This is a genomic window from Bacteroides caecicola, assembly GCF_023337095.1.
Taxonomy (GTDB): domain Bacteria; phylum Bacteroidota; class Bacteroidia; order Bacteroidales; family Bacteroidaceae; genus Phocaeicola; species Phocaeicola gallinarum.
Genome location: NZ_JAMBLM010000005.1, coordinates 19,765 through 42,450, shown reverse-complemented (window position 1 = coordinate 42,450; position 22,686 = coordinate 19,765). Strand labels below are relative to the sequence as shown.

Genomic DNA, 22,686 nt, shown 5'->3' with positions numbered 1-22,686 from the left:
GCCGGAAAGTCGGAAAATTCTACCCATAGCACCGGTCGGTTCTATGGGTAGAAACAGTAAACGCTACCGTATGAAATGAGTAACGCTACCCGTAGTGTTTTCGAGGAGATATACCTGCGGAAACAGAGCCTGAAAACCGGCATCGACATCCTGCTATATCCGATTTAACTATAAGAGCCTGTTTTGAATTTCTCCAAAAAGCTTTCTTGGCTTGATGTTTTCATTTTCGTGTGTGCTTTAGGCGATTTTTTTGTAACTTTGCGTTCCTTTTAACAAAAAGAGTCCGAGAAATGAAAATTAGGTTTATGAGTCTGGGCAGCGGCAGTAGCGGAAATTGCTACTATCTGGGGACAGACATGTATGGCATATTGATTGACGCGGGAATAGGCATCCGCACAGTAAAAAAAATATTCAAAGAACGGGGATTGAGTTTAAGCACAATACGGGCGGTATTTATTACGCACGACCATGCTGACCACATTAAGGCTGTGGGACACTTGGGAGAAAAACATAACATACCCATTTACACTACCCCCGAGATCCATCAAGGCATTCGCCGCAGCTATTGTGTTACAGAGAAGCTAAGCGCCTTGCACATCTGTTACATCCAAAAAGAAGAGACCGTAGAAATAGGCGACTTCAGCATTACGTGTTTTGAAGTGCCTCACGACGGTACAGACAACGTAGGGTATTGTGTTTGCATCGACGGAAAAACATTTACATTCATCACAGATATCGGTCACATAACAGACACTGCCGCCCGATACATCAGCCGGGCGAATTATCTGATTATGGAGGCAAACTATGACGAATCGATGTTGCAGATGGGGCCTTATCCGCAACATTTAAAACAGCGCATCGCCGGCGAAAGAGGGCACATGTGTAACAAAGTGATGGCTGAATTTATAGCCAACCACTTCCCGAAAGACTTGAAATATCTCTGGCTGTGCCACCTGAGCAAAGACAATAACCATCCGGAACTGGCTTATAAAACCGTAGAACTGGCACTAAAAGAAAAAAACATCATCGCAGGAAAAGATGTCGAAGTAATACCTCTGAAACGTACGCTCCCTTCAGAGATGTACTGCTTTGAATAACAGGCACTTGGGAATTTCCCTACACGATATAGGGAAATTCCTTTAAGAAGATAGGAAAAATCATTCGATTATATCATTTTACCCTTCTACCTTTGTAACATCAAACCAAAGGAAAGGAGACCGATATGAAAAAGTTTAAATTATATTTGCTGTTGGCTTTTGCAGCACTGATTATTCCGCTTACCTCCTGTGAGCACGTTGGCATTGGCGTCGAGTTCGGGAATGGTTCAAACAGCTATTACGAAATGACCGATTATTTGTGCAGCCGTCCGTGGGTAGATGAATGGTACGACAACAACGGTACTTATTATCGTCAGGAACTGAACTTTTACCCCGACAATGTAGGCAACGATTACATTTTTACCCAAGACCGCTACGGTTACATTCAGGAGAGCCGTTACACTTTCGTTTGGGACTGGTATAACAGCATATACACCAGCATACGCATGAAATACGGTACAAGAGATTATTCTTATATGGAAAATATATCAATAGGAGGAAACCGGCTAAACTGCCTGCTCGACGGAGAACCCGTGTATTTTGAAGGAAAATAAATGCAAAAATGCTGAACATTACTTATTTTCTTTTGTTTTAAAATTAAGGACAAAAGAAAATCGTTTCCATCATGATAATTAATTTTTTGGTCTTTTTTTAAAAACTGTACACCAAAAGTCTTAACGACTCCGGGTACAGTTTTTTTCTTTATCAAGCCATAGTACCACCCACAATATCCAACAACTCGTTAGTAATTGCCTGTTGACGACTCTTGTTATAGAGCAAGGTCAATTCCTGTATCAAATCATTGGCATTGTCGGTAGCCACTTGCATAGCCATCATACGCGCAGCGTGTTCAGACGCATTCGAGTCAAGCAATGCCGTATATATCTTCATACGCAACACCTTAGGCAGTAATTCTTGCATTACCCTTTCGGCAGAAGGTTCGATGATATAATCGGCTTCCTTATTGCTTGATTCCGAATGTTCATCATCTTCTTTAGAAGACAAATCAATGGGCAGATAAGTTTCGCGCGTCAGAACTTGAGTAGACGTAGACTTAAAATGGTTATATAACAATTCTACCTGCTGGATTTCGCCATCCAAGAATCTATTTATCAAATCCACAGCTAAGTCTGCCGCCTCCTGATAGTTCGGTTTGCCACATAAATGCTGGTAATCCCCCATCGGAACCACGCCTTTTATCTTCTTAACGGCATCGGCGATTTTACGCCCTATCGGATAAACCAGAATGTTTTCACGCCCTATCCGGTTACCGTATTCCTCAACCATTTCGTTTAAATGGCGGATAACATTCATGTTAAATCCACCACATAAACTACTATTCGACGCAAATACTACAACAGCAATCTTCTTTACATCACGTTTCACGGTGAAAGGCGACTCGACCGTAACTCCTGCACTCAAAAAGTTAGTAAGCATACGGTGTAGTCTTCGTTCGTAAGGAAGCATGTTTTCGATAGCTTCCTGCGCCTTATGAAGTTTTGACGAGGATACCATCTTCATCGCCGAAGTAATCTTCAGCGTCCCGTTGATTGAGTTGATTCTTCCTTTTACTTCTTTCAGTGATGCCATGATGCTTATTGTTTAAACTGTCCGGCTGTTTCTGCCGCTACTTTTTCAATAATTGCCGTTATTTCGTCGCTAATCTTTCCGCCTGCCAACACGTCAATAACATCGGCTTGATGATTTGCACGCAAGTTGGTTAAGAACGCATCTTGGAAAACACGTACCTTCTCTAATGGAATATCACGCATCAAACCATGCGTTCCGCAATAAAGAATGGCAACCTGTTCACCTACCGGCATCGGACTATACTGCGGCTGGATAAGCAACTGATTGTTTTTACGTCCGCGGTCGATTGTCATTGCGGTTACAGGGTCCATATCGCTGCTGAACTTCGAAAATGCTTCCAGTTCACGATATTGTGCTTGGTCGATTTTCAAGGTTCCGGCAACCTTCTTCATACTCTTGATTTGGGCGCTACCACCTACACGCGACACTGAGATTCCGACATTGATTGCCGGACGGAAGCCCTGATTGAAGAGGTCTGTTTCAAGAAATATCTGCCCGTCGGTAATAGAAATCACATTGGTCGGGATGTAAGCCGAAACGTCTCCTGCCTGAGTTTCAATGATAGGCAATGCCGTTAACGAACCACCTGCTTTAACTTTTCCTTTCAGGCTTACGGGAAGGTCGTTCATCTGCTCTGCCACTTCCTGCTGGCTGATAATCTTCGCAGCACGCTCCAACAAACGTGAATGCAGATAGAAAATATCGCCCGGATATGCTTCACGCCCTGACGGACGGCGCAAAATCAACGAAACTTCACGGTAGGCTACTGCCTGCTTAGACAAATCATCGTAAACTACCAACGCATGGCGACCGGTATCGCGGAAGAATTCGCCGATAGCAGCTCCCGCAAACGGAGCGAAATACTGCAATGCAGCCGGGTCGGAAGCCGTTGCAGCTACTACTACCGTGTAATCCATCGCACCTTTTTCGCGCAGAGCATTCACGATACTTGCTACCGTAGAACCTTTCTGACCGATAGCTACATAAATACAGTATACGGGATCGCCTGCTTCATAATTAGAACGCTGGTTGATAATGGTATCAATCGCAATGGCTGTCTTTCCAGTCTGACGGTCGCCGATAATCAACTCACGCTGTCCGCGGCCGATAGGAATCATCGCATCAATAGCTTTAAGTCCTGTTTGCAACGGTTCTGTAACAGGCTGACGGAAAATAACTCCCGGAGCTTTACGTTCCAATGGCATTTCAAACAGTTCGCCACCGATTTCTCCTCTTCCGTCCAAAGGTACGCCCAACGGGTCGATAACACGTCCCAGCATACTTTCGCCTACACGGATAGAGGCAATGCGCTTGGTACGTTTTACAATCATACCTTCCTTAATCTGGTCGGTAGGTCCTAACAACACAGCACCTACATTATCTTCTTCCAGATTCATCACCGTACCCATAATACCGTTTTCGAATTGCAGCAACTCATTGGCCTCGGCATTACGCAACCCATAGATACGCGCTACGCCATCGCTCACCTGCAATACGGTTCCCACTTCATCGAATTTCAGAGAAGTATCGATTCCCTGTAACTGCTGAAGCAATACTTCTGAAACTTCACTGGGTTTTATTGTATTCTCTGGCATAATCTTTTTTAATTGAAAATTGAAGAACTGAAAATTAAAAATTAAGTCTGATTCCCTCATGCTTCATAAACAACCGGCATGGATTCTTCATTCTTAATTTTTAATTTTCAATATTCTTTAAACTATTCTTCTGTTTCTCGCAATGAACTGCTGTTTAACCCGCTTCAACTGATTGGCAACGCTGGCATCCAAACGATATCCCGCTACTTCGATGATATAGCCACCGATAATTTTCGGGTCTATTTGAGTATCCAGTTCGACTTTACTTTGCGATTTGCTTCCCACAAAGTTTGCCAGATGTTGTATCAATCGTTTAGAGGGGACGGCAGTTATCAATTTACCCATGAGGATGTTTTTATCTTCCCGATATAAATCAATATATGACCACGCCATGAATTGCAAGAACTTTTCTCTTCTTCCTTCTAACACCAGTTTAAAAAAGCGAAGCAATTCGTTGCTTACCTTTTCTCTTCCCGATGCTTCACGAAGCAAATCAAGTTTCTTATCGGCATCCAACACAGGATTCTCTACCGCACGACGCAAATCGGGAACATCCGTATAATGAGAGGCTAATGACTTCATTTCCTCATATACCTGTCCTTCCTTGCCATTCGCCTTCGCATAAGCGAGCAATGCTTTTGCAAAACGCATAGAAACGACTCCTGTATTCATCATGTATTATTTTTTAGAAGATTCTATCATTTCATCCAACATACGGTCAATCAGTTCTGTTTGCTCTTTCTCGTCGGCCAGCTTGTTACGCATTATTTTTTCAGCAATACCAACCGACAAAACAGCTACCTGACGGCGGATGTCACGGATTGCACTTTCTTTTTCTGTTTCAATCTGTTTCTTCACTTCATCCATCAAGCGTTGTCCTTCGCGTTGAGCACGTTCTTGAGCATCTTTAATGATACGGTCGCGTGTGGCAGCCGCTTCGCTCAAGATACGACCTTGCTCTTCACGAGCCTGAGCCAGAACCTTTTCGCTTTCCTGTTTCACGTTAGCCAACTGTTCGTTAGCTTCCCGTGCCGCTTTCAGAGAATTGTCTATATAAGCCTTCCTTTCGTCTACCATCTTGATGACTACCGGAAAACCGTACTTAGCCAATATAAAGAAAACGACTCCGAACGTGATAAGCATCCAGATAAGCAATCCCGGATCCGGAGTTAGTAATCCCATAACGCTTTATTAATTATAAGAACAAAGTCAACAAACATACTACGATGGCAATCAAAGCCACACCTTCAACCAAAGCGGCTGCAATAATCATACTCATACGCAGGTCGCCTGATGCTTCCGGCTGACGAGCCATTGCTTCCATAGCAGAACCACCAATTCTACCGATACCGATACCTGCACCTAATACTGCAATACCTGCGCCAATAGCAGCACCTAATTTACTAATACCAACACCTGCAGCTGCCTGCAATAAAACTGACAATAACATAATTTTTTCGTTTTTTAATGGTTATACTTTTATTTCTTTTAATTTCTTTTATTTGGCTTCATGACCTTTCACCCGTGACAGTCCGATAAAAACAGCAGACAGCATGGTGAATACATAAGCCTGAATGAACGCAACCAAGATTTCAAGGGCATTCATAAAAATACCGAATACTACAGCGACAAACGTCATCGAGCCGTTTATAATAGGGCCTGCTTTTACCGTAATAAAGATGATGGCTATCAAACTTAATACGGCTGCATGACCTGCCATTATGTTGGCGAAAAGACGAATCATCAATGCAAACGGTTTGGTAAATATACCGAAGAATTCAATCAACGGCATCATAGGAACCGGAGCTTTCAACCACGTAGGCACGTCTGGCCAAAATATCTCCTTCCAATACTCCTTCGTTCCAAAGATATTGGTCAAAAGGAACGTACACAAAGCTAACACCAATGTAATAGCAATGTTACCGGTAACGTTTGCTCCTCCCGGAAAGATAGGAATCAACCCCATCAAATTGTTGACCAGCACAAAGAAGAAGGCCGTCAACAAGTAAGGCGCATACCGCTTGTAATCTTCACCCACACACCCTTTGATTACATCATCGTAAATCATCAGGATGAGTGCTTCCATCATACCCACACCGCCGCGCGGAGCGCTTTGCTCCACAGGATGTTTCTTATACCAGCGCGCACAGGCTATCATGATAACCACCAATATCGCACTGTTGATAAACAGTCCCAACACGTCTTTGGTAATGGAAATGTCAAACGGTCTTATTTCTGCACCCGCAGCATCCCGCTCTACGATTTTGCCGTCGTAGGCTCCGCCTTCCGCAATGTACAAGCCCTCATATTCTTCTCCCCCCTCTAATTTAGAAGAAGAAAAAACATGCCAGCCCGTACTGCTCTTTACGATTACCGGGAGCGGTATGCTGAGTGAAGTATTGCCGAACGTTGCGATATGCCATTCATAAGCATCGCCGATATGTCCGAACACCAATTCATTCACGTCCACATCCGCAGCTTCATCGTTCTGAGCCTTCAGCGTTTCTGCCGGAACTATCGCCAACAGGAGCAGAAGCATTACTATGTACCGTAGTTTTTTCATTGTTTGCTTGTTTTCTTAATTTCAGTTTCGCTTCAAAACGAAGGAAGAAACGGGTCTCGAATATCAGAAACGCAAAATAGAACAGGATAAACGTTGCAAAAAAAGCCACCACCTCATGTCCTATCACGAATCCGTAGAATAACAGTATCAATATACTCAGGATAAACTTCAATGTCTTACACACAAGGTAAGTCATCGCTATTTTGTCTAGCCCCAAGCTATAATTGAACGCGAACATGTAGATGTAAAACAGCCCGAAAAGATAAAAGAATATCGGAATGGCGGGAAACCACAAAAAATACCTTTCAGGGATAAATATATGATATACCAATGCCACCACTGCTGTCAGAATCACTCCTATGACAGTCAATTCTTTTATAAACTTTTTCTTTACGGCTAACAAAAACATTTCATCACACAGTTTTTCATTCGTAAAACTATAAAAAACATATTCGGTTCAACGTCCGCTTCCACTCTTTTCAAAGCTCTGCGCAGACTGAAATCTGATTATCTCTAACTTCTACGAATCCTCCCTTTATTTCTAAAGAGTGTGTTTCCTTTCCGGCCACATATCTCACTTCTCCCGCTACCAACGACGATATTATCGGAGCATGGTTTACCAAAACCTGAAATTCTCCTAATTCTCCCGGCAATACCACCGAATCCGCTTTTCCATCGTAAACGGTACGTTCGGGTGAAACAATAACCAGATGAAGTTCTTTCATAATTAACTTATTTTTGAGTTTCCGAGCCATGAGCCTGTTTTAAGCTACAAGCCCTAAAAACTTAAAATTATCCTTTAGCTGCCTCCAGCAATTTCTTTCCTTTCGCTATGGCATCTTCGATGGTACCCACATTCAAGAATGCCTGTTCGGGTAAGTAATCCACCTCACCGTCCAGAATCATCTTGAATCCTTTAATTGTATCCTCGATAGAAACCATCACGCCCGGAACACCTGTAAACTGTTCTGCCACGGCAAAGGGCTGTGAGAGGAATCGCTGTACACGACGGGCACGGTTCACAGTCAAACGGTCTTCATCCGAAAGTTCATCCATACCCAAGATAGAGATGATATCCTGCAACTCCTTATTGCGTTGAAGAATCTGTTTTACTCGTTGGGCAGTTTCGTAATGTTCTTTACCTACAATCAGCGGGTCAAGAATACGAGATGTAGAATCCAACGGGTCAACAGCCGGATAAATACCTAACTCCGTAATCTTACGGCTCAACACAGTGGTTGCGTCCAAGTGAGTAAAAGTAGTAGCCGGAGCCGGGTCGGTCAAGTCGTCGGCAGGGACATAGACAGCCTGTACAGAAGTAATAGATCCATTCTTGGTAGAGGTGATTCGCTCCTGCATCTGTCCCATTTCCGTAGCCAACGTTGGCTGATAACCTACGGCAGAAGGCATACGTCCCAGCAATGCTGAAACTTCCGAACCTGCCTGAGTGAAACGGAATATATTATCAATGAAGAACAATATATCACGCGGTCCGTTATCTCCCGTCTTGCGGTCGCGGAAAGATTCGGCAAGCGTCAAGCCGGAAAGTGCTACTGACTGACGTGCGCCGGGAGGCTCATTCATCTGCCCGAACACCATTGCCACCTGCGATTTTTCCACTTCGTTATAATCTACTTTCGACAAGTCCCAATTTCCTTCTTCCATGCTTTTCAGGAACTCATCGCCATAACGAATTACGCCTGACTCAATCATTTCGCGCAGCAAGTCGTTACCTTCACGGGTACGTTCTCCTACTCCTGCAAACACGGAAAATCCATTGTGCCGCTTGGCAATGTTGTTAATCAATTCTTTGATAAGCACGGTTTTTCCAACACCGGCTCCACCAAACAAACCGATTTTACCTCCCTTCAGATAAGGTTCCAAAAGGTCGATAACTTTAATACCCGTAAACAGGACTTCCTGAGTTGTCGCCAAATCTTCAAATTTCGGCGGTTCGCGATGGATAGGAAAGCCGTCTTTCTTTTCCAACTCTCGCATTCCGTCAATAGCGTCACCAACGACATTCATCACGCGTCCCTTAATTTGATTACCCACCGGCATCGTGATAGACTGACCGGTAGTCATGACTTCCATTCCACGCTGTAATCCGTCCGTACTGTCCATTGCAACGGTACGCACCGTGTCTTCACCAATATGCTGCTGCACTTCCACTACCAGCGTACGACCATCCTTACGTGTGATGGTCAACGCATCGTGGATATTAGGCAAAGCACGTTCAGCGTCCTGTCCTCCCTTCAACTTGAAGTGAACGTCGACCACCGGACCGATTACCTGTGAAATATGTCCAACGATTTTTGACATAAGCTTCCTATTAGTTTGTTAAATGTTTGACTAATTCTGTACCGCAAATTTAAAAAATAATCTTTCAAAAGTGTACTATCGAGTAACATTTTTTAGCCGCAAAATGTAAATATATACCATAAATCAAGAAAATCTGCCTGCTTCATTTTATGCCGACCGATATTTATAAACACTTTTTCACACAAAAACCTTACAAATCACCTTTCAGGGGTTCTCCTAAAGGCATCATTCGCCTATCACCGTAGCCACAATGTGTCTGCCTCCGCCGTGATTTCTGAACTCACAGAGGTAAATTCCCTGCCATGTGCCCAGATTAAAACGCCCGTCGGTGATGGGTATCGTGAGGCTTGCACCTACAATCGTCGACTTGGCATGGGCGGGCATGTCGTCCCAGCCTTCCAGCGTATGGTCGTACCACGACTCCCGCTCTTTTACCAGATTATTAAAAATCTTCTCCATGTCGCCGCGCACATCGGGGTCGCAATTCTCGTTGACAGACAATGCGGCACTGGTATGCTGAATAAAAAGATTTACAAGCCCCACACGGGGAAGGTTCGGCAAATGGGCTGCCACCTCTCCGGTTATCAAATGAAAGCCTCGTGCACGAGGTCTTAACACAAATTCTGTTTGTTGTATCATATATATAATAATGTATATAAAGTTTGCCACGGAAATACAGATTATCCGTCAGACCGGCATACGCAAAATGAATACCCGTTTTATCACCACCGCCTTTTTCTTCATACCCAAACCGGGCTCAACATTCGCTTCAGTCTTCCCATTACAAATTAAATAAAGAAATATTTGTTTATAAAACAATTTCTATATATTTTTGCTTCATAGACAATAAATTAATAACAACTCTATAAAACAAGACAACTATGGACAAGATTCAGATTGGCACAAACGCAGGCATTGTCTGGAATATCTTAAAGGACAATGCTCACTGGAATTACGAAGACCTTAAAGAAGCCTCTGGCTTATCAGACAGAGACCTTAACGCAGCTATCGGATGGTTGGCGCGTGAAGACAAAATAGATTTCGACATAAATGAAAACCAAGACAAATTATTTCTTCACGTAAATGTTTACATCGGATAAGCGCCTTTTCTGTTTACAAAGTCGGAAAGAAAAAGATTTACAACAGCAAGGATATTCCAAAACAAATGTCGCCCTCGGCGTTTTTTGGAATATCCTTGTTTATTGATGCCGTCTCTCACACTATCTTATTTACTCTTACGCCCGGAAAATCGTTCAGAAACATCAGCAGCAATCCTTCTTCATTCATGCGCTTTGCCTTAATCACCATGCTGACGTGAAACATCTTCCTGCCGTCTTCGTATGAATGATTCATCTCATACGACGAAACCTGATAATCTTTCGAATTAAATTTTGCCGAAACGTCTTTCAGTATCTCTTCGTTTTCCGTCGAAAACTCAATAATCATATTCCGCATCCCGAAACTTTTAAAGCAACGGCTCAACACCTCCAGCCCGATGAGAACCATCAGTGTGGCCGATATGCCGATAACATACATTCCTGCGCCTATCGCCAGTCCGATGCCGGAAGTAGCCCATACACCGGCAGCAGTGGTCAGCCCTCTCACCACTTGCTTTTGCAGTAAAATAATCGTACCCGCACCGATAAAGCCAATGCCGCTCACCACTTGGGATGCCAAACGGCTGGGGTCGAGATGGATTAAATCTTTCTTCAACACATCGGAAAAACCATATTGCGACACAATCATCAGCAGAGCGCTGCCTAACGCCACCAGAAAATGAGTGCGATACCCTGCTTCTTTGGCGCGATACTCTCGCTCCAGACCAATCATTACCCCCATCATGCCTGCTACAAAAAGCCTGAGAACAAAATCTGTATATAAATTCATACCAAAAACCTTTCTTTATCTTTATTTCCGCAAGTTAGGGAAAAAATCGGATATATCATACAACAATTTCCACCAATGTTATCAAGCGATGACAGGCATCCGCAAGACATGCGGAGGGCATTCCTGATACATATCTGATTTACAGCTACTTTCTTAATTTCCCCCGGCTAAGTTTGAAACTTGAAAACACTAACGGTAGAACCGATAAACACTACGAATAGAAACAGTCAGCGCATCCGCATGGGCGGGGTAACACTAACGGTAGCGTTTTTCGGGGTATAGCGGCAGCCTATTTCTTCCCGCATTTTCGCCTGACAAATGAAGTTTAAACAGTTTCAAAGCCCTGAATCCGAGAAGATATTCAAAGTATTATATTATATTTGCAAACAAAATCTCATCACTTAATCTTTTCGTATGAAATATAAACTTTTGGTATTGGATTTAGACGGTACTTTAACCAACTCGAAAAAAGAAATAACCCGGCACACGAAAGAAACGCTGATAAAAGCCCAAGAAGCCGGACTGAAAGTCGTACTTGCTTCCGGACGCCCCACGTATGGCGTTGCTCCGCTGGCGAACGAGCTGGAACTGCAAAAATACGAGGGCTACATATTGGCTTATAACGGGGGTGAAATCATTGATTGGACAACACGCGAACTGATGTATGAAAAGCAACTCGACAGCGATTTGCTGCCCTACCTGTACCGCTGTGCCAAAGAAAACGATTTTGCCATCGTTACTTATGAAAACGAGTACGTATTGACAGAAAAGCCCGATGATGAATATGTATTAAAGGAAGCGCTGCTCAACGTTATGAAAATAAAGAAAGTAGACAACTTTCTGGAGGCTGTGAAACATCCCATCACGAAATGCCTGATAGTAGGCGAACCTTCCCGGCTCGCTCTTCTTGAAAAAGAAATGTATGAAAAATTAAAAGACCGCATGGGGGTGTTCCGCTCAGAGCCTTACTTTCTGGAGTTAGTGCCCAAAGGTATCGACAAAGCGCAATCGCTGTCTGTATTGCTGGAAGAAATCGGCATGACGAAAAACGAGATGATCGCCATAGGCGACGGGTTCAATGACCTGTCTATGATTCAATACGCCGGATTAGGCATTGCGATGGAGAACGCGCAAGACGTCGTAAAACAAGCCGCAGACTTTATCACTCTTTCCAATGAAGAAGATGGTGTGGCATACGCCGTAGAGAAATTTTATCTGGATAACAGCCCATCTTCTCTGTAAGCAGCAGGCCGGGGAAAATACTGAAACAAAAAAATCGGGAGGATGTCGTAAAAACATTCTCCCGATTTTTATAAAGAAAAGCCTTTCGGTTATTTCAAAATATCCAGTTGCTTAAAGCATTTAACCAGCTTATCAATAGCAAAATCAACTTGCTCTTGCGTATGCGTAGCCATCAGTGCGAAACGAACCAGCGTGTCTTGGGGCGCACATGCAGGCGGAATCACCGGATTGATAAACACACCTTCGTCGAAAGCCAGCTTGGTTACCTCGAACGTTTTATCAGTATCGCGTACGTACAAGGGGATAATCGGGCTTTCGGTATCGCCTATCTCAAACCCGGCATCGCGGAAACGCTTTAAAGCGTAGTTAGTTATCTTCCACAGGTTTTCCTGACGTTCCGGCTCTGTTTTCAGGATATGGAGCGCCTCTTTAGCCGCTGCCGTGGCTGCCGGAGTATTACTTGCTTGGAAAATATAAGAACGTGCATTGTGGCGCAACCAGTTGATTACATCTTTATCACCTGCAACAAAACCGCCGATAGAAGCCAGCGACTTACTGAATGTACCCATGATAAGGTCAATGTCTGCCGTCAGTCCGAAGTGGTCACACACACCGCGTCCGTTTCTTCCGAACACGCCCAAACCGTGAGCCTCGTCTACATAAATACAAGCATTATATTTCTTTTTCAGCCTTACGATTTCGGGCAAATTAGCCAAGTCGCCTTCCATCGAGAAAACACTGTCTACCACGATTAACTTCAGCGCATCGGGTTCGCATTTCTGAAGTTCTTTTTCCAAAGCATCCATATCATTATGCTTGTACTTCAACTGAGTAGCAAACGAAAGACGACGTCCGTCGACAATAGACGCATGGTCGCGGTCATCACAAATAATGTAATCACCTCTTCCCGCTAACTGGGGGATAACTCCCTCGTTTACCGTAAATCCCGTAGAGAAACAAAGTGCTTCATCTTTTCCTACAAACTCCGCCAGCTCCTTTTCCAATTCAATATGAATATCAAGCGTACCGTTCAACAAACGAGACCCTGCACATCCTGTACCATACTTACGGGTTGCAGCAATGGCTGCCTCGATAATGCGTTTGTCGTAAGTCAGTCCCATATAAGAATTAGAACCAAACATCAGGACTTTTTTCCCGTCCATCATTACTTCTGTGTCCTGAGCGCTGTCTATCTCACGAAAATAAGGATATACGCCTCTCTCCATATACATTTGAGGCACTCTGTATCTGCTCAGTCTTTCTTGTAATATTCCCATATTTTATTTTGGTAAACCGTTTCCGGCTGTTTATAATAAATTATTAATACTCGCCAATATCCTGTTAAGAAATATCGCGCAAAGATAACAATTTATCCTAACACGTACACAATCGACTAAAAAAAAACTTAGCAAGATACCAATTTATCCATAACAAAGTAAGGATTTTAAAATTAAGAATGTTACTTTTGTAACCTGATTTTTTCAGGATAAACCTCAAAAAAGATGGAGAAGAAACGCATTACGTTTATAATAAACCCTATTTCGGGAACTAACGGAAAAGAAATTATACTGCGGCTGATTAATGAACTGATAGACCGCTCGAAATACGACTATTCCATACGCAAGACCGAGTATGCAGGACATGCAACGGAAATTGCGAGACAAGCTGTAAAAGAGCATGTAGACATCGTAGTAGCCATTGGCGGAGACGGTACTATCAATGAAATAGGACGTTCACTTATCCATACTGACACCGCACTGGGTATCATCCCTTGCGGTTCGGGAAATGGACTTGCCCGGCATTTACATATCCCAATGGACCCCAAAGGGGCTATTTATACGCTTAACGCGGGTATTATCAAGAACATCGATTACGGGATTATAGACGGGCGTCCGTTTTTCTGTACGTGCGGGGTGGGATTCGACGCTTTCGTAAGTTTGAAATTTGCCGATTCCGGCAAGCGGGGGTTACTGACTTATCTGGAAAACACCCTGCACGAAAGCCTGAGGTATCGTCCTGAAACATACGAAATAGAAAATTCGACTGGAACGGTACGCTATAAGGCTTTCTTAATAGCTTGCGCCAACGCTTCGCAATATGGGAACAATGCTTACATTGCCCCTCAAGCATCACTGACCGACGGAATGATGGATATTACGGTATTAGAACCTTTTACGGTGTTAGACGTCCCGTCGTTGTCGTTTCAGCTTTTTAATAAGACCATCGACCAGAACAGTTGCATCAAAACCATGCGAGATGACCGTATTATCATCCACCGGGCCAAAGAAGGAGTCTTTCATTTTGATGGCGACCCCGCTATGGGAGGAAAAGACCTAAAGGTGGAAATCGTTCATCAGGGACTGCATGTTATTGCACCGATGAAGCCCGCAAGGATGTATGAACAGCCGTTCAATATTTTACAGCACTTTACCGACTTCATAGGAAGACGCCCCATCAGCACGACTATATCGGACAGACACAAGCAATTACTCATGCTCAACCAGAATATACTGAGAAGGCTGTCTAAGAAATAAAAAGATAAAAGTCTTTCATCAGTGCGGTAAATTCCGGAGTATAGACTTTAGGAGCTGTTTCTATCGTAAGGTGTCCGACCTGCGTTTCGGTTGATTTATCTCTCGAAAACGCCATCAACACTCGCTTTGCAGGCATATTCGGTTTGGTGTAAACCCACGTTTGCTTACTCAAGAACAGCTTGAACTTTGTGGCAAGCGCAATAAAATCGGAGGCTGCATTGGCCGGCAGAACAACGGAGAATGTTCCATCATCGGTTAAAAGCACGGATACAGCCTGCAAAAGAGAATGGAAATCAAGTTCATCGGTATGCCGCGCTGTGTTCCGCTGTGCTTCGGGACATTTCACGTCTTCTGCAAAATACGGAGGGTTGGATAAAATGACATCAAACTTTGTGTCGCACTCGTTTGCCATCACCCGTACGTCTTGCCGGGCAATGGTAATCTGCCCGCTCCACTGCGATGCCATCACGTTTTCCCGGGCTTGAATCACCGCGTCTTCGTCAATATCAATCCCTAACACAGAAGCATCGCAACGCTGGGCAATCATCAATGCAATCAAACCGCTTCCTGTACCCACATCCAATATTTTTTCCGCACGCGAAACGTCTGCCCAAGCACCTATCAAAACTCCGTCTGTACCAACCTTCATGGCACATTTATCGTGATAAACCGTAAATTGCTTAAATTTAAAATAAGGATTTGCCATATAACCGAAAACTTGTTTGCGCGCCAAAAGTAAGCAAAATGATGTTTATCTGCGAACAATTCAGTATATATTCACTATTATTAATGTATTTGCCGCCCCTGTTTGTTCCGTATTTAATGCAGAATGATTAACTTTGTAGCCGCTTTTGAAAAAGCCAAACACACTACTGAATGAGATTATGATAAAAAAAAGTCGAAAAGAAAATATTCTAATGAACACAGACAGCGAAGACATTTCGATGTTGGCTGAAATAGAAACAGTGCCAAGAGAAGTAACGGAAGAAGAACTGGAGCAGGAGTTTCCGGTTATGACTTTACGCAACATGGTTATGTTTCCATCGGTTGTCATGCCTATTACGGCAGGACGCCGCACCACACTGAAGCTGGTAAACGCTGCTTTAAAAAATAGTTCCTCTATCGTTATTGCTACACAAAAGCTCAGCGAAGTGGAAAATCCGGGGTACAAAGACCTCTACCCTACGGCTGTTATAGGCAAGGTTTTACGTGTATTCGAAATGCCGGGAGGAAACACTACGGTTATTCTTCAGGCTAACGGGCCTAAAGTCCATTTAGATGAAATAACCTCCGTACGTCCTTACCTCAAAGGCAAAGTAACGCCTATAAAAGAAACAATGGAGGCGGAAGATTCGGATGAGTTTAAGGCATTGATGGATACCTGCCGCGAACAGTGTCTGAAGTTTGTCGAAACGTCGGAACACATGAGTCCGGACACTTCGTTTGCCATTAAAAATTTGGATAACTCGGAATTATTGGTGAACTTCGTATGTACGAATTTCCCTTTTTCCATCGAAGAAAAGTTTGAATTGCTCGACCTCAATACGCTGAAGGAACGATTATACCGGCTTATTCAGATATTGAATAAGGAAGTCCAACTGGCTGCCTTGAAGCAAAGCATCCAAATGCGTACACGCGAGGAAATTGACCGCCAGCAGCGTGAATACTTCTTGCAACAGCAGATAAAAAACATCCAAGACGAGCTGGGGAACGGACAGAACGATGAGATAGACGAACTCCGCCAAAAAGGTGAACAGAAACACTGGAAAAAAGAAGTTGCCGAAATCTTCGAACGCGAGGTAAGCAAACTTGAACGCATCAATCCGCAATCGCCGGACTATAACGTGCAACTGACTTACCTGCAAACACTGCTTGCGTTGCCGTGGGATGTTTATACAACCGATGTCATTAACATAACAAACGCCGAAAAGATTCTGAATAAAGACCATTACGGACTGGAAAAAGTAAAAGAACGTATATTGGAACATTTGGCGGTATTGAAGCTGAAGGGCGATTTGAAATCTCCCATCATTTGCTTGTACGGACCTCCGGGAGTAGGAAAAACATCTTTGGGACGTTCTATCGCAGCTTCGTTGAAACGGAAATATGTGCGTATGTCATTGGGTGGAGTACACGATGAAGCAGAGATTCGAGGACATCGCAAAACTTATATAGGTGCGATGCCGGGACGTATTATCAAGAGTCTGATAAAAGCTGAAACCTCAAATCCGGTAGTTATCTTGGATGAAATTGATAAATTAGGCAGAGACCGTCAGGGAGACCCAAGTTCGGCTATGCTCGAAGTGCTTGATCCGGAACAGAACAATACGTTCCACGATAATTACATTGACATCGATTATGATTTGTCGAAAGTCATGTTTATCGCCACTGCAAATAACTTATCTACGATTCCTACTCCCTTGCTCGACCGCATGGAGTTGATAGAAGTCAGCGGATACATCACCGAAGAAAAAATTGAGATAGCACGCCGCCATTTGATTCCGAAAGAAATGGAAACAAACGGACTGAAAAAAGAACACGTTAAGTTCACAAAGGCTGCCATCGAATACATCATTGAAAACTACACCCGTGAAAGCGGAGTGCGTGAGCTGGAAAAGAAAATCAACAAAGTGATGCGGAAAATTGCGCTGGAGATAGCAAGCGACAAATTTACTGAACAACACGAGTTGAAACCGTCTGATATTCCGAACTATCTCGGTACACCTGAATACTCTCGTGACAAGTATCAAGGCAATGAATATGCCGGAGTGGTTACCGGATTGGCTTGGACGGCCGTGGGAGGAGAAATACTTTTTGTTGAAACCAGTCTGAGCAAAGGAAAAGGAAGCCGGCTCACGCTTACAGGTAATCTGGGAGACGTGATGAAAGAATCGGCAATGCTGGCACTGGAATACCTGAAATCACATAGCCATTTGTTAGACTTGCCGGAAGGTATTTTCGATAATTGGAATATTCATATCCATGTGCCCGAAGGTGCAATTCCTAAAGACGGGCCTTCGGCAGGCATTACAATGGTTACCTCACTGGCTTCTGCATTGACCCAACGAAAAGTTAAACCTAATCTGGCAATGACAGGAGAAATTACCTTGCGCGGAAAGGTATTGCCCGTAGGCGGTATCAAGGAAAAAATTCTGGCTGCCAAACGTGCCGGTATCAAGGATATTATCCTTTGCGAGGAAAACCGTAAAAACATAGAGGAAATACAGCCGTTGTATCTGCAAGGCTTGACTTTCCATTATGTAAAAGACATCAAGGAGGTATTAGATTTGGCATTGACCGATGAGAAAGTGGCAGATGCCATTGATTTTACCGTAACCGAGGAACAGAAAGAAGAAAAGAAATGAAATTTGAACTGCAATACACAGATGCACGCTCGAATGCGCGTGCCGGATTAATCACTACCGACCACGGGCAGATAGAAACACCTATCTTTATGCCTGTGGGAACCGCCGGCACGGTAAAAGGCGTACACTTGCGTGAGTTAAAAGAAGATATTAAGGCGCAAATAATTTTGGGGAATACCTACCATCTTTATTTGCGTCCGGGGTTAGACATCATCGAAGGAGCAGGAGGCTTGCATAAATTCAACGGATTCGACCGCCCGATGCTGACCGACAGTGGAGGATTCCAAGTGTTCTCGCTTTCGGGTATCCGGAAGATGAAGGAAGAAGGCGTGGAGTTCCGTTCCCACATCGACGGTTCAAAACATTTGTTTACACCCGAAAGAGTGATGGATATCGAACGTACCATCGGTGCGGATATCATGATGGCGTTTGATGAATGTGCACCGGGAACGTCTGATTATAACTATGCCAAGAAATCAATGGAGCTGACTCACCGCTGGCTGGACCGTTGCATTACGCGCTTTAACGAAACAGAGCCTAAATACGGATATAACCAGTCTCTTTTCCCCATCGTGCAAGGTTGCGTTTATCCGGATTTGCGCCGGCGTTCTGCCGAATACATTGCGTCTAAGAATGCCGACGGAAATGCTATCGGCGGACTTGCGGTAGGCGAACCGACCGAGAAGATGTATGAGATGATTGAGGTGGTCAACGAGATACTGCCTGCCGACCGTCCGCGCTATCTGATGGGAGTGGGTACGCCTGTCAACATCTTAGAGGGTATCGAGCGAGGTGTGGATATGTTCGACTGTGTGATGCCTACGCGCAACGGGCGTAACGGTATGCTCTTTACAAAAGATGGCATCATGAACATGCGCAACAAGAAATGGGAGAACGACTATTCCCCCATCGAAGCAGACGGAGCTTCGTACGTTGATACCGCATACAGCCGTGCTTATTTGCGCCATCTCTTCCATGCACAAGAACTTCTTGCCCTACAAATCGCTTCTATCCACAACCTTGCCTTCTACTTATGGCTGGTAAAAGAAGCCCGCAAACATATCATTGCAGGAGATTTCTCTACGTGGAAACCCATGATGGTAAAACGCTTGTCTACACGATTATGAAAATACCGGTAAACATAAAACAACTGTTCAAACAAAAGTGGCTGAAGAGGCTTGACAGGTACATCATCGTCAAGTTCTTAGGTACTTATTTCTTTGCCATCGCGCTGATTATTTCAATCGCCGTTGTGTTTGACATCAATGAAAACATTGATGACTTTATCAAGAACAAAGCGCCGCTCAAGGCTATTGCCTTCGATTATTACCTGAACTTCATCCCCTACTACACCAACCTGTTCAGCCCGCTGTTTGTGTTTATCGCCGTTATTTTCTTCACCTCGAAGCTGGCGGAAAACTCCGAAATCATCGCCATGTTTTCTACGGGCATGAGTTTCAAGCGGCTGATGGTGCCTTACATGATTTCTGCTGCCATCATTGCGCTGGTTACTTATGTGCTAAGTACCGAAGTCATACCCACGGGAAGCGTAACGCGACTGGAGTTCGAACGGGTGTATAAGAATAAAAAATCGTCCGACTATGCCCGAAACATCCAACTTGAAGTAGACAGCGGTGTCATCGCCTACATGGAACGGTACGAAGATTATAATAAAACGGGGTATCGGTTTTCGCTGGACAAATTCGAAGACCATAAGCTGGTTTCCCACCTTACCGCCCGGCGGATTACCTATGATACGGCTCAGGTACATAAGTGGATTATCAAAGACTACATGCTGCGCGAGATGAAGGGAATGCGGGAAACCATCACCAAAGGCGACCGTATCGACTCTATCATCAACATGGAGCCGCAGGACTTTCTTATCACCCGAGGCCAGCAGGAAACCATGACCAGCCCGCAGCTGAGGGAGTATATCGACAAACAGAAACAGCGCGGATTTGCCAACATCAAGGTGTTCGAAGTAGAATACTATCGGCGTATAGCCACTTCGTTTGCCGCGTTCATCCTTACCGTTATCGGGCTTTCACTCTCCTCGCAGAAGCGAAAAGGTGGAATGGGATTACACTTGGGTATCGGTATCGGACTGAGTTTCTCGTACATTCTGTTCCAAACCATATCATCGACTTTTGCCATCAACGGCAATATGCATCCGAATCTTGCTGTCTGGATTCCGAACATCATTTACGTCTTTATAGCAGTATATTTATACCGCAAGGCACCGAAGTAGGGAACAAGTTGGTAATGAAGCAATTCAATCTTCACAGTGAGCTTGAAAAACACTAACGGTAGAACCGGTCAACACTATGGGTAGAAATGGTCAACGCTACCGCAAGAAATGCCCCACGCTAACGGTAGCGTTTTTCGGGACAGGCTCAATAAAAAAAGTTGCAATGAATTTGCGTAACGCGCTTTCATTGCAACTTTTGCTTTTTTTGTTGTATTCACTTTTTTCTTTCCCAACGGGGAGCCTTATCGGTTAAGATACAAGGCCAATTCGTCTGCGGTTACGTTCTTGGCAACAATCACTCCGCGGCTGTCGACCAAGTAATTTTTAAAACCGCTTTTCAAATCGTACGATTTGAATACTTCCGAATCTTCCCCTTCCATTTCCAGATGACAGACCTCTTTGTCTATCCCGTCTTGACGTACCGCCGCATCAAAAACCGAGCGGTAACGGTCGAACGAAATGGAAATCAACTTCACGCGGGCATCTTTTTCTACGGCATGACTCAGCGTTGCGTTCGTCATTCGCGAAGCTGCATCGTAGCTTGCCCAAAAGCTCAACAAGGTGTAACTACCATCGGCAGCGTGCAGGTTGAGCGGCTGCACTTCGTTGCAGAGTGCCAACTCGGGGACTCTCGTACCCACAGCCAGCTTCTCAGTAAATACACTCTCTCTGCTGAATGAAAAAGAGAGTAAGGAACCGGTTATTAATACAACAAAAAACCATTTTACATTTTTAATCATGTAATTTGATTTTAGTTAATACTATCCGGGACTGTCCTTTTACAGTAATTTCCGCCCGGAACATTATTTCCAAGACACCTCTTGCCACAGAAATATCTCTTTCTCTTCGGAAATCCGGTGCAAAGGTAAATCTTTTCGAATAAAAAACGAAAAACAACGAATAAAATTTATGTTTTACAGCATGAGTTTTATACTTGTTTAATAAAAACTCCCCCTAAATACGCCCGAAAGCGATATAATTTGTACATTTGCATAGATAAATTAACCCCATGGAAACTAAAACAGAACTGATATTAATCCGCATCAGCGGTGTGGATCGTCCGGGATTGACGGCTTCAATCACCGAAATCTTATCGGAATATGATGTAGACATTATGGATATCGGTCAGGCTGATATTCATAGCACGCTTTCGCTCGGTATTCTTTTCAAATGTCATGACAAGGATTCGGGAAATATCATGAAGGAGCTGCTTTTCAAGGCATCTGCATTGGGTATCAACATCCGCTTTTATCCCATTTCGGCAGAGGAATATGAAGAATGGGTAAACATGCAAGGGAAAAACCGGTACATTCTTACCCTGCTGGGCAGAAAGCTGACCGCCGCACAGATAGCGGGAGCTACCAAGATATTGGCGCAGCACCAGTTGAACATCGATGGCATCCGGCGCCTGACGGGACGTATTCCGCTGGACGAGAAAAAAGCGAACGTAAGGGCTTGTATCGAACTTTCGGTTCGTGGCACTCCGAAAAACAAAGAGGAACTGCAAAGCCAACTGATGCAGTTAAGCAGCTCGCTTTCAATGGATTTTTCGTTCCAGTTGGACAATATGTATCGCCGTATGCGCCGGTTGATTTGTTTCGATATGGACTCTACACTGATAGAAACCGAGGTTATTGATGAGCTGGCGATACGGGCAGGCGTAGGCGAACAAGTAAAGGAGATTACGGAGAGAGCCATGCGCGGTGAAATTGATTTCAGGGAAAGTTTTAAAGAAAGGGTTGCCTTGCTGAAAGGGCTGGACGAAAGCGTAATGAAAGAGATTGCCGAAAACCTGCCCATCACGGAGGGAGTAGAACGACTGATGTACGTGCTGAAGAAGTACGGCTACAAAATAGCCATCCTGTCGGGAGGTTTCACGTATTTCGGCAATTACCTGAAGGATAAGTTCGGTATAGATTATGTATATGCCAACCAGCTCGAAATCGTAGACGGGAAACTTACGGGCAGATACGTGGGAGACATCGTAGACGGAAAACGGAAAGCGGAGCTTCTGCAACTTATCGCACAGGTGGAGAAAGTCGACATTGCGCAGACCATCGCCGTGGGCGACGGTGCAAATGACCTGCCGATGCTTTCTGTGGCAGGGTTGGGCATTGCCTTTCATGCCAAACCGAAAGTGGTGGCAAACGCACGCCAGTCTATCAACACCATCGGACTGGACGGCGTGTTGTATTTCCTCGGTTTCAAAGACTCTTACCTCGACGAACGGGGCAAACTATAAG

23 protein-coding genes are annotated in these 22,686 nt (G+C 44.2%); 9 read left to right on the top strand and 14 right to left on the bottom strand.

Going from position 1 to position 22,686, the window contains the following annotated elements; genetic code table 11:
* Positions 1-290 precede the first annotated feature (290 nt).
* Both M3085_RS06210 and M3085_RS06205 read left to right on the top strand, forming a co-directional pair.
* Positions 291-1,097 carry an MBL fold metallo-hydrolase gene (locus M3085_RS06210; RefSeq protein ID WP_178256600.1) on the top strand — a complete coding sequence of 269 codons (807 nt, stop codon included), beginning with the start codon at positions 291-293 and terminating at the stop codon, positions 1,095-1,097.
* Between the two features lie 125 nt (positions 1,098-1,222).
* Positions 1,223-1,651 (top strand): hypothetical protein, encoded by a 429-nt coding sequence (locus tag M3085_RS06205; RefSeq protein ID WP_178256601.1) that lies wholly within the window; start codon positions 1,223-1,225, stop codon positions 1,649-1,651.
* Positions 1,652-1,802: 151 nt separating this feature from the next.
* Here the strand turns inward: M3085_RS06205 and M3085_RS06200 are convergent, their stop codons facing one another.
* The 10 genes from M3085_RS06200 to M3085_RS06155 form a co-directional block, all read right to left on the bottom strand.
* Complete coding sequence (locus M3085_RS06200) at positions 1,803-2,687, bottom strand: F0F1 ATP synthase subunit gamma (RefSeq protein WP_249052540.1); 885 nt, start codon at positions 2,685-2,687, stop codon at positions 1,803-1,805.
* Positions 2,688-2,692: 5 nt separating this feature from the next.
* Complete coding sequence (gene atpA / locus M3085_RS06195; protein ID WP_178256603.1) at positions 2,693-4,282, bottom strand: F0F1 ATP synthase subunit alpha; 1,590 nt, start codon at positions 4,280-4,282, stop codon at positions 2,693-2,695.
* A gap of 117 nt (positions 4,283-4,399) precedes the next feature.
* Positions 4,400-4,954: a F0F1 ATP synthase subunit delta gene (locus M3085_RS06190; protein ID WP_249052662.1), complete on the bottom strand. Its 555-nt coding sequence runs from the start codon at positions 4,952-4,954 to the stop codon at positions 4,400-4,402.
* Positions 4,955-4,960: 6 nt separating this feature from the next.
* Entirely contained in the window at positions 4,961-5,464 is a 504-nt protein-coding gene (gene atpF, locus M3085_RS06185) for a F0F1 ATP synthase subunit B (protein ID WP_178256604.1), read from the bottom strand.
* Positions 5,465-5,477: 13 nt separating this feature from the next.
* Entirely contained in the window at positions 5,478-5,732 is a 255-nt protein-coding gene (gene atpE / locus M3085_RS06180) for an ATP synthase F0 subunit C (protein WP_178256605.1), read from the bottom strand.
* Between the two features lie 48 nt (positions 5,733-5,780).
* The gene (atpB, locus tag M3085_RS06175) at positions 5,781-6,845 is read right to left on the bottom strand and encodes a F0F1 ATP synthase subunit A (protein ID WP_249052539.1); all 1,065 of its coding nucleotides are present in this window, start codon (positions 6,843-6,845) and stop codon (positions 5,781-5,783) included.
* On the bottom strand, positions 6,763-7,254 hold the full coding sequence (locus M3085_RS06170; RefSeq protein ID WP_178256607.1) for a hypothetical protein: 492 nt from the start codon (positions 7,252-7,254) through the stop codon (positions 6,763-6,765). Before M3085_RS06170 ends, atpB begins: the two co-directional genes overlap by 83 nt.
* A gap of 70 nt (positions 7,255-7,324) precedes the next feature.
* The gene (atpC, locus tag M3085_RS06165; protein WP_178256608.1) at positions 7,325-7,570 is read right to left on the bottom strand and encodes an ATP synthase F1 subunit epsilon; all 246 of its coding nucleotides are present in this window, start codon (positions 7,568-7,570) and stop codon (positions 7,325-7,327) included.
* A 67-nt stretch (positions 7,571-7,637) separates the two neighbouring features.
* Positions 7,638-9,167: a F0F1 ATP synthase subunit beta gene (gene atpD / locus M3085_RS06160; RefSeq protein WP_178256609.1), complete on the bottom strand. Its 1,530-nt coding sequence runs from the start codon at positions 9,165-9,167 to the stop codon at positions 7,638-7,640.
* A gap of 225 nt (positions 9,168-9,392) precedes the next feature.
* On the bottom strand, positions 9,393-9,806 hold the full coding sequence (locus M3085_RS06155) for a secondary thiamine-phosphate synthase enzyme YjbQ (RefSeq protein ID WP_178256610.1): 414 nt from the start codon (positions 9,804-9,806) through the stop codon (positions 9,393-9,395).
* Between the two features lie 242 nt (positions 9,807-10,048).
* Between M3085_RS06155 and M3085_RS06150 the strand changes: the two genes are divergently transcribed.
* Positions 10,049-10,267, top strand: coding sequence for a winged helix-turn-helix domain-containing protein (locus M3085_RS06150; RefSeq protein ID WP_178256611.1), 219 nt, complete (start codon positions 10,049-10,051; stop codon positions 10,265-10,267).
* Positions 10,268-10,382: 115 nt separating this feature from the next.
* Here the strand turns inward: M3085_RS06150 and M3085_RS06145 are convergent, their stop codons facing one another.
* Complete coding sequence (locus M3085_RS06145) at positions 10,383-11,054, bottom strand: MgtC/SapB family protein (RefSeq protein ID WP_178256612.1); 672 nt, start codon at positions 11,052-11,054, stop codon at positions 10,383-10,385.
* A gap of 414 nt (positions 11,055-11,468) precedes the next feature.
* On the opposite strand from M3085_RS06145, the gene M3085_RS06140 reads away from it, so the two are divergent.
* Positions 11,469-12,296 carry a Cof-type HAD-IIB family hydrolase gene (locus M3085_RS06140; protein ID WP_249052538.1) on the top strand — a complete coding sequence of 276 codons (828 nt, stop codon included), beginning with the start codon at positions 11,469-11,471 and terminating at the stop codon, positions 12,294-12,296.
* An 89-nt stretch (positions 12,297-12,385) separates the two neighbouring features.
* Here M3085_RS06140 and spt read toward each other — a convergent pair whose 3' ends face one another.
* Complete coding sequence (gene spt, locus M3085_RS06135; RefSeq protein ID WP_178256614.1) at positions 12,386-13,573, bottom strand: serine palmitoyltransferase; 1,188 nt, start codon at positions 13,571-13,573, stop codon at positions 12,386-12,388.
* A gap of 225 nt (positions 13,574-13,798) precedes the next feature.
* On the opposite strand from spt, the gene M3085_RS06130 reads away from it, so the two are divergent.
* Positions 13,799-14,830, top strand: a complete 1,032-nt coding sequence (locus M3085_RS06130) for a diacylglycerol/lipid kinase family protein (protein ID WP_178256615.1) — start codon at positions 13,799-13,801, stop codon at positions 14,828-14,830.
* Here the strand turns inward: M3085_RS06130 and M3085_RS06125 are convergent.
* Positions 14,820-15,536, bottom strand: coding sequence for a tRNA1(Val) (adenine(37)-N6)-methyltransferase (locus M3085_RS06125; RefSeq protein ID WP_249052537.1), 717 nt, complete (start codon positions 15,534-15,536; stop codon positions 14,820-14,822). The genes M3085_RS06130 and M3085_RS06125 overlap by 11 nt on opposite strands.
* 178 nt (positions 15,537-15,714) lie before the next feature.
* Here M3085_RS06125 and lon point away from each other — a divergent pair, with 178 nt between their 5' ends.
* The 3 genes from lon to M3085_RS06110 are packed head-to-tail and all read left to right on the top strand — an operon-like array spanning position 15,715 to position 20,443.
* Positions 15,715-18,195 carry an endopeptidase La gene (gene lon / locus M3085_RS06120; RefSeq protein ID WP_249052536.1) on the top strand — a complete coding sequence of 827 codons (2,481 nt, stop codon included), beginning with the start codon at positions 15,715-15,717 and terminating at the stop codon, positions 18,193-18,195.
* A complete protein-coding gene (gene tgt, locus M3085_RS06115; RefSeq protein ID WP_178256618.1) occupies positions 18,192-19,322 on the top strand; it encodes a tRNA guanosine(34) transglycosylase Tgt in 1,131 nt (376 codons plus the stop codon). Before lon ends, tgt begins: the two co-directional genes overlap by 4 nt.
* A complete protein-coding gene (locus M3085_RS06110) occupies positions 19,319-20,443 on the top strand; it encodes an LptF/LptG family permease (RefSeq protein ID WP_191709531.1) in 1,125 nt (374 codons plus the stop codon). The genes tgt and M3085_RS06110 overlap by 4 nt, the downstream gene beginning before the upstream one ends.
* Before the next feature lie 242 nt (positions 20,444-20,685).
* On the opposite strand, the gene M3085_RS06105 is transcribed toward M3085_RS06110, so the two are convergent.
* Positions 20,686-21,183, bottom strand: a complete 498-nt coding sequence (locus M3085_RS06105; protein ID WP_178255878.1) for a thioredoxin family protein — start codon at positions 21,181-21,183, stop codon at positions 20,686-20,688.
* Positions 21,184-21,452: 269 nt separating this feature from the next.
* Here M3085_RS06105 and serB point away from each other — a divergent pair, with 269 nt between their 5' ends.
* Complete coding sequence (gene serB, locus M3085_RS06100) at positions 21,453-22,685, top strand: phosphoserine phosphatase SerB (protein ID WP_178255877.1); 1,233 nt, start codon at positions 21,453-21,455, stop codon at positions 22,683-22,685.
* The last annotated feature ends 1 nt before the right edge of the window (position 22,686 follow it).

What these genes read in the sequence shown, in the direction of transcription:
- M3085_RS06210 (WP_178256600.1), top strand. Translation starts at nt 291, where the DNA reads ATGAAAATTAGGTTTATGAGTCTGGGCAGCGGCAGTAGCGGAAATTGC.
- M3085_RS06205 (WP_178256601.1), top strand. Translation starts at nt 1,223, where the DNA reads ATGAAAAAGTTTAAATTATATTTGCTGTTGGCTTTTGCAGCACTGATT.
- M3085_RS06200 (WP_249052540.1), bottom strand. Translation starts at nt 2,687, where the DNA reads ATGGCATCACTGAAAGAAGTAAAAGGAAGAATCAACTCAATCAACGGG.
- atpA (WP_178256603.1), bottom strand. Translation starts at nt 4,282, where the DNA reads ATGCCAGAGAATACAATAAAACCCAGTGAAGTTTCAGAAGTATTGCTT.
- M3085_RS06190 (WP_249052662.1), bottom strand. Translation starts at nt 4,954, where the DNA reads ATGAATACAGGAGTCGTTTCTATGCGTTTTGCAAAAGCATTGCTCGCT.
- atpF (WP_178256604.1), bottom strand. Translation starts at nt 5,464, where the DNA reads ATGGGATTACTAACTCCGGATCCGGGATTGCTTATCTGGATGCTTATC.
- atpE (WP_178256605.1), bottom strand. Translation starts at nt 5,732, where the DNA reads ATGTTATTGTCAGTTTTATTGCAGGCAGCTGCAGGTGTTGGTATTAGT.
- atpB (WP_249052539.1), bottom strand. Translation starts at nt 6,845, where the DNA reads ATGAAAAAACTACGGTACATAGTAATGCTTCTGCTCCTGTTGGCGATA.
- M3085_RS06170 (WP_178256607.1), bottom strand. Translation starts at nt 7,254, where the DNA reads ATGTTTTTGTTAGCCGTAAAGAAAAAGTTTATAAAAGAATTGACTGTC.
- atpC (WP_178256608.1), bottom strand. Translation starts at nt 7,570, where the DNA reads ATGAAAGAACTTCATCTGGTTATTGTTTCACCCGAACGTACCGTTTAC.
- atpD (WP_178256609.1), bottom strand. Translation starts at nt 9,167, where the DNA reads ATGTCAAAAATCGTTGGACATATTTCACAGGTAATCGGTCCGGTGGTC.
- M3085_RS06155 (WP_178256610.1), bottom strand. Translation starts at nt 9,806, where the DNA reads ATGATACAACAAACAGAATTTGTGTTAAGACCTCGTGCACGAGGCTTT.
- M3085_RS06150 (WP_178256611.1), top strand. Translation starts at nt 10,049, where the DNA reads ATGGACAAGATTCAGATTGGCACAAACGCAGGCATTGTCTGGAATATC.
- M3085_RS06145 (WP_178256612.1), bottom strand. Translation starts at nt 11,054, where the DNA reads ATGAATTTATATACAGATTTTGTTCTCAGGCTTTTTGTAGCAGGCATG.
- M3085_RS06140 (WP_249052538.1), top strand. Translation starts at nt 11,469, where the DNA reads ATGAAATATAAACTTTTGGTATTGGATTTAGACGGTACTTTAACCAAC.
- spt (WP_178256614.1), bottom strand. Translation starts at nt 13,573, where the DNA reads ATGGGAATATTACAAGAAAGACTGAGCAGATACAGAGTGCCTCAAATG.
- M3085_RS06130 (WP_178256615.1), top strand. Translation starts at nt 13,799, where the DNA reads ATGGAGAAGAAACGCATTACGTTTATAATAAACCCTATTTCGGGAACT.
- M3085_RS06125 (WP_249052537.1), bottom strand. Translation starts at nt 15,536, where the DNA reads ATGGCAAATCCTTATTTTAAATTTAAGCAATTTACGGTTTATCACGAT.
- lon (WP_249052536.1), top strand. Translation starts at nt 15,715, where the DNA reads ATGATAAAAAAAAGTCGAAAAGAAAATATTCTAATGAACACAGACAGC.
- tgt (WP_178256618.1), top strand. Translation starts at nt 18,192, where the DNA reads ATGAAATTTGAACTGCAATACACAGATGCACGCTCGAATGCGCGTGCC.
- M3085_RS06110 (WP_191709531.1), top strand. Translation starts at nt 19,319, where the DNA reads ATGAAAATACCGGTAAACATAAAACAACTGTTCAAACAAAAGTGGCTG.
- M3085_RS06105 (WP_178255878.1), bottom strand. Translation starts at nt 21,183, where the DNA reads ATGATTAAAAATGTAAAATGGTTTTTTGTTGTATTAATAACCGGTTCC.
- serB (WP_178255877.1), top strand. Translation starts at nt 21,453, where the DNA reads ATGGAAACTAAAACAGAACTGATATTAATCCGCATCAGCGGTGTGGAT.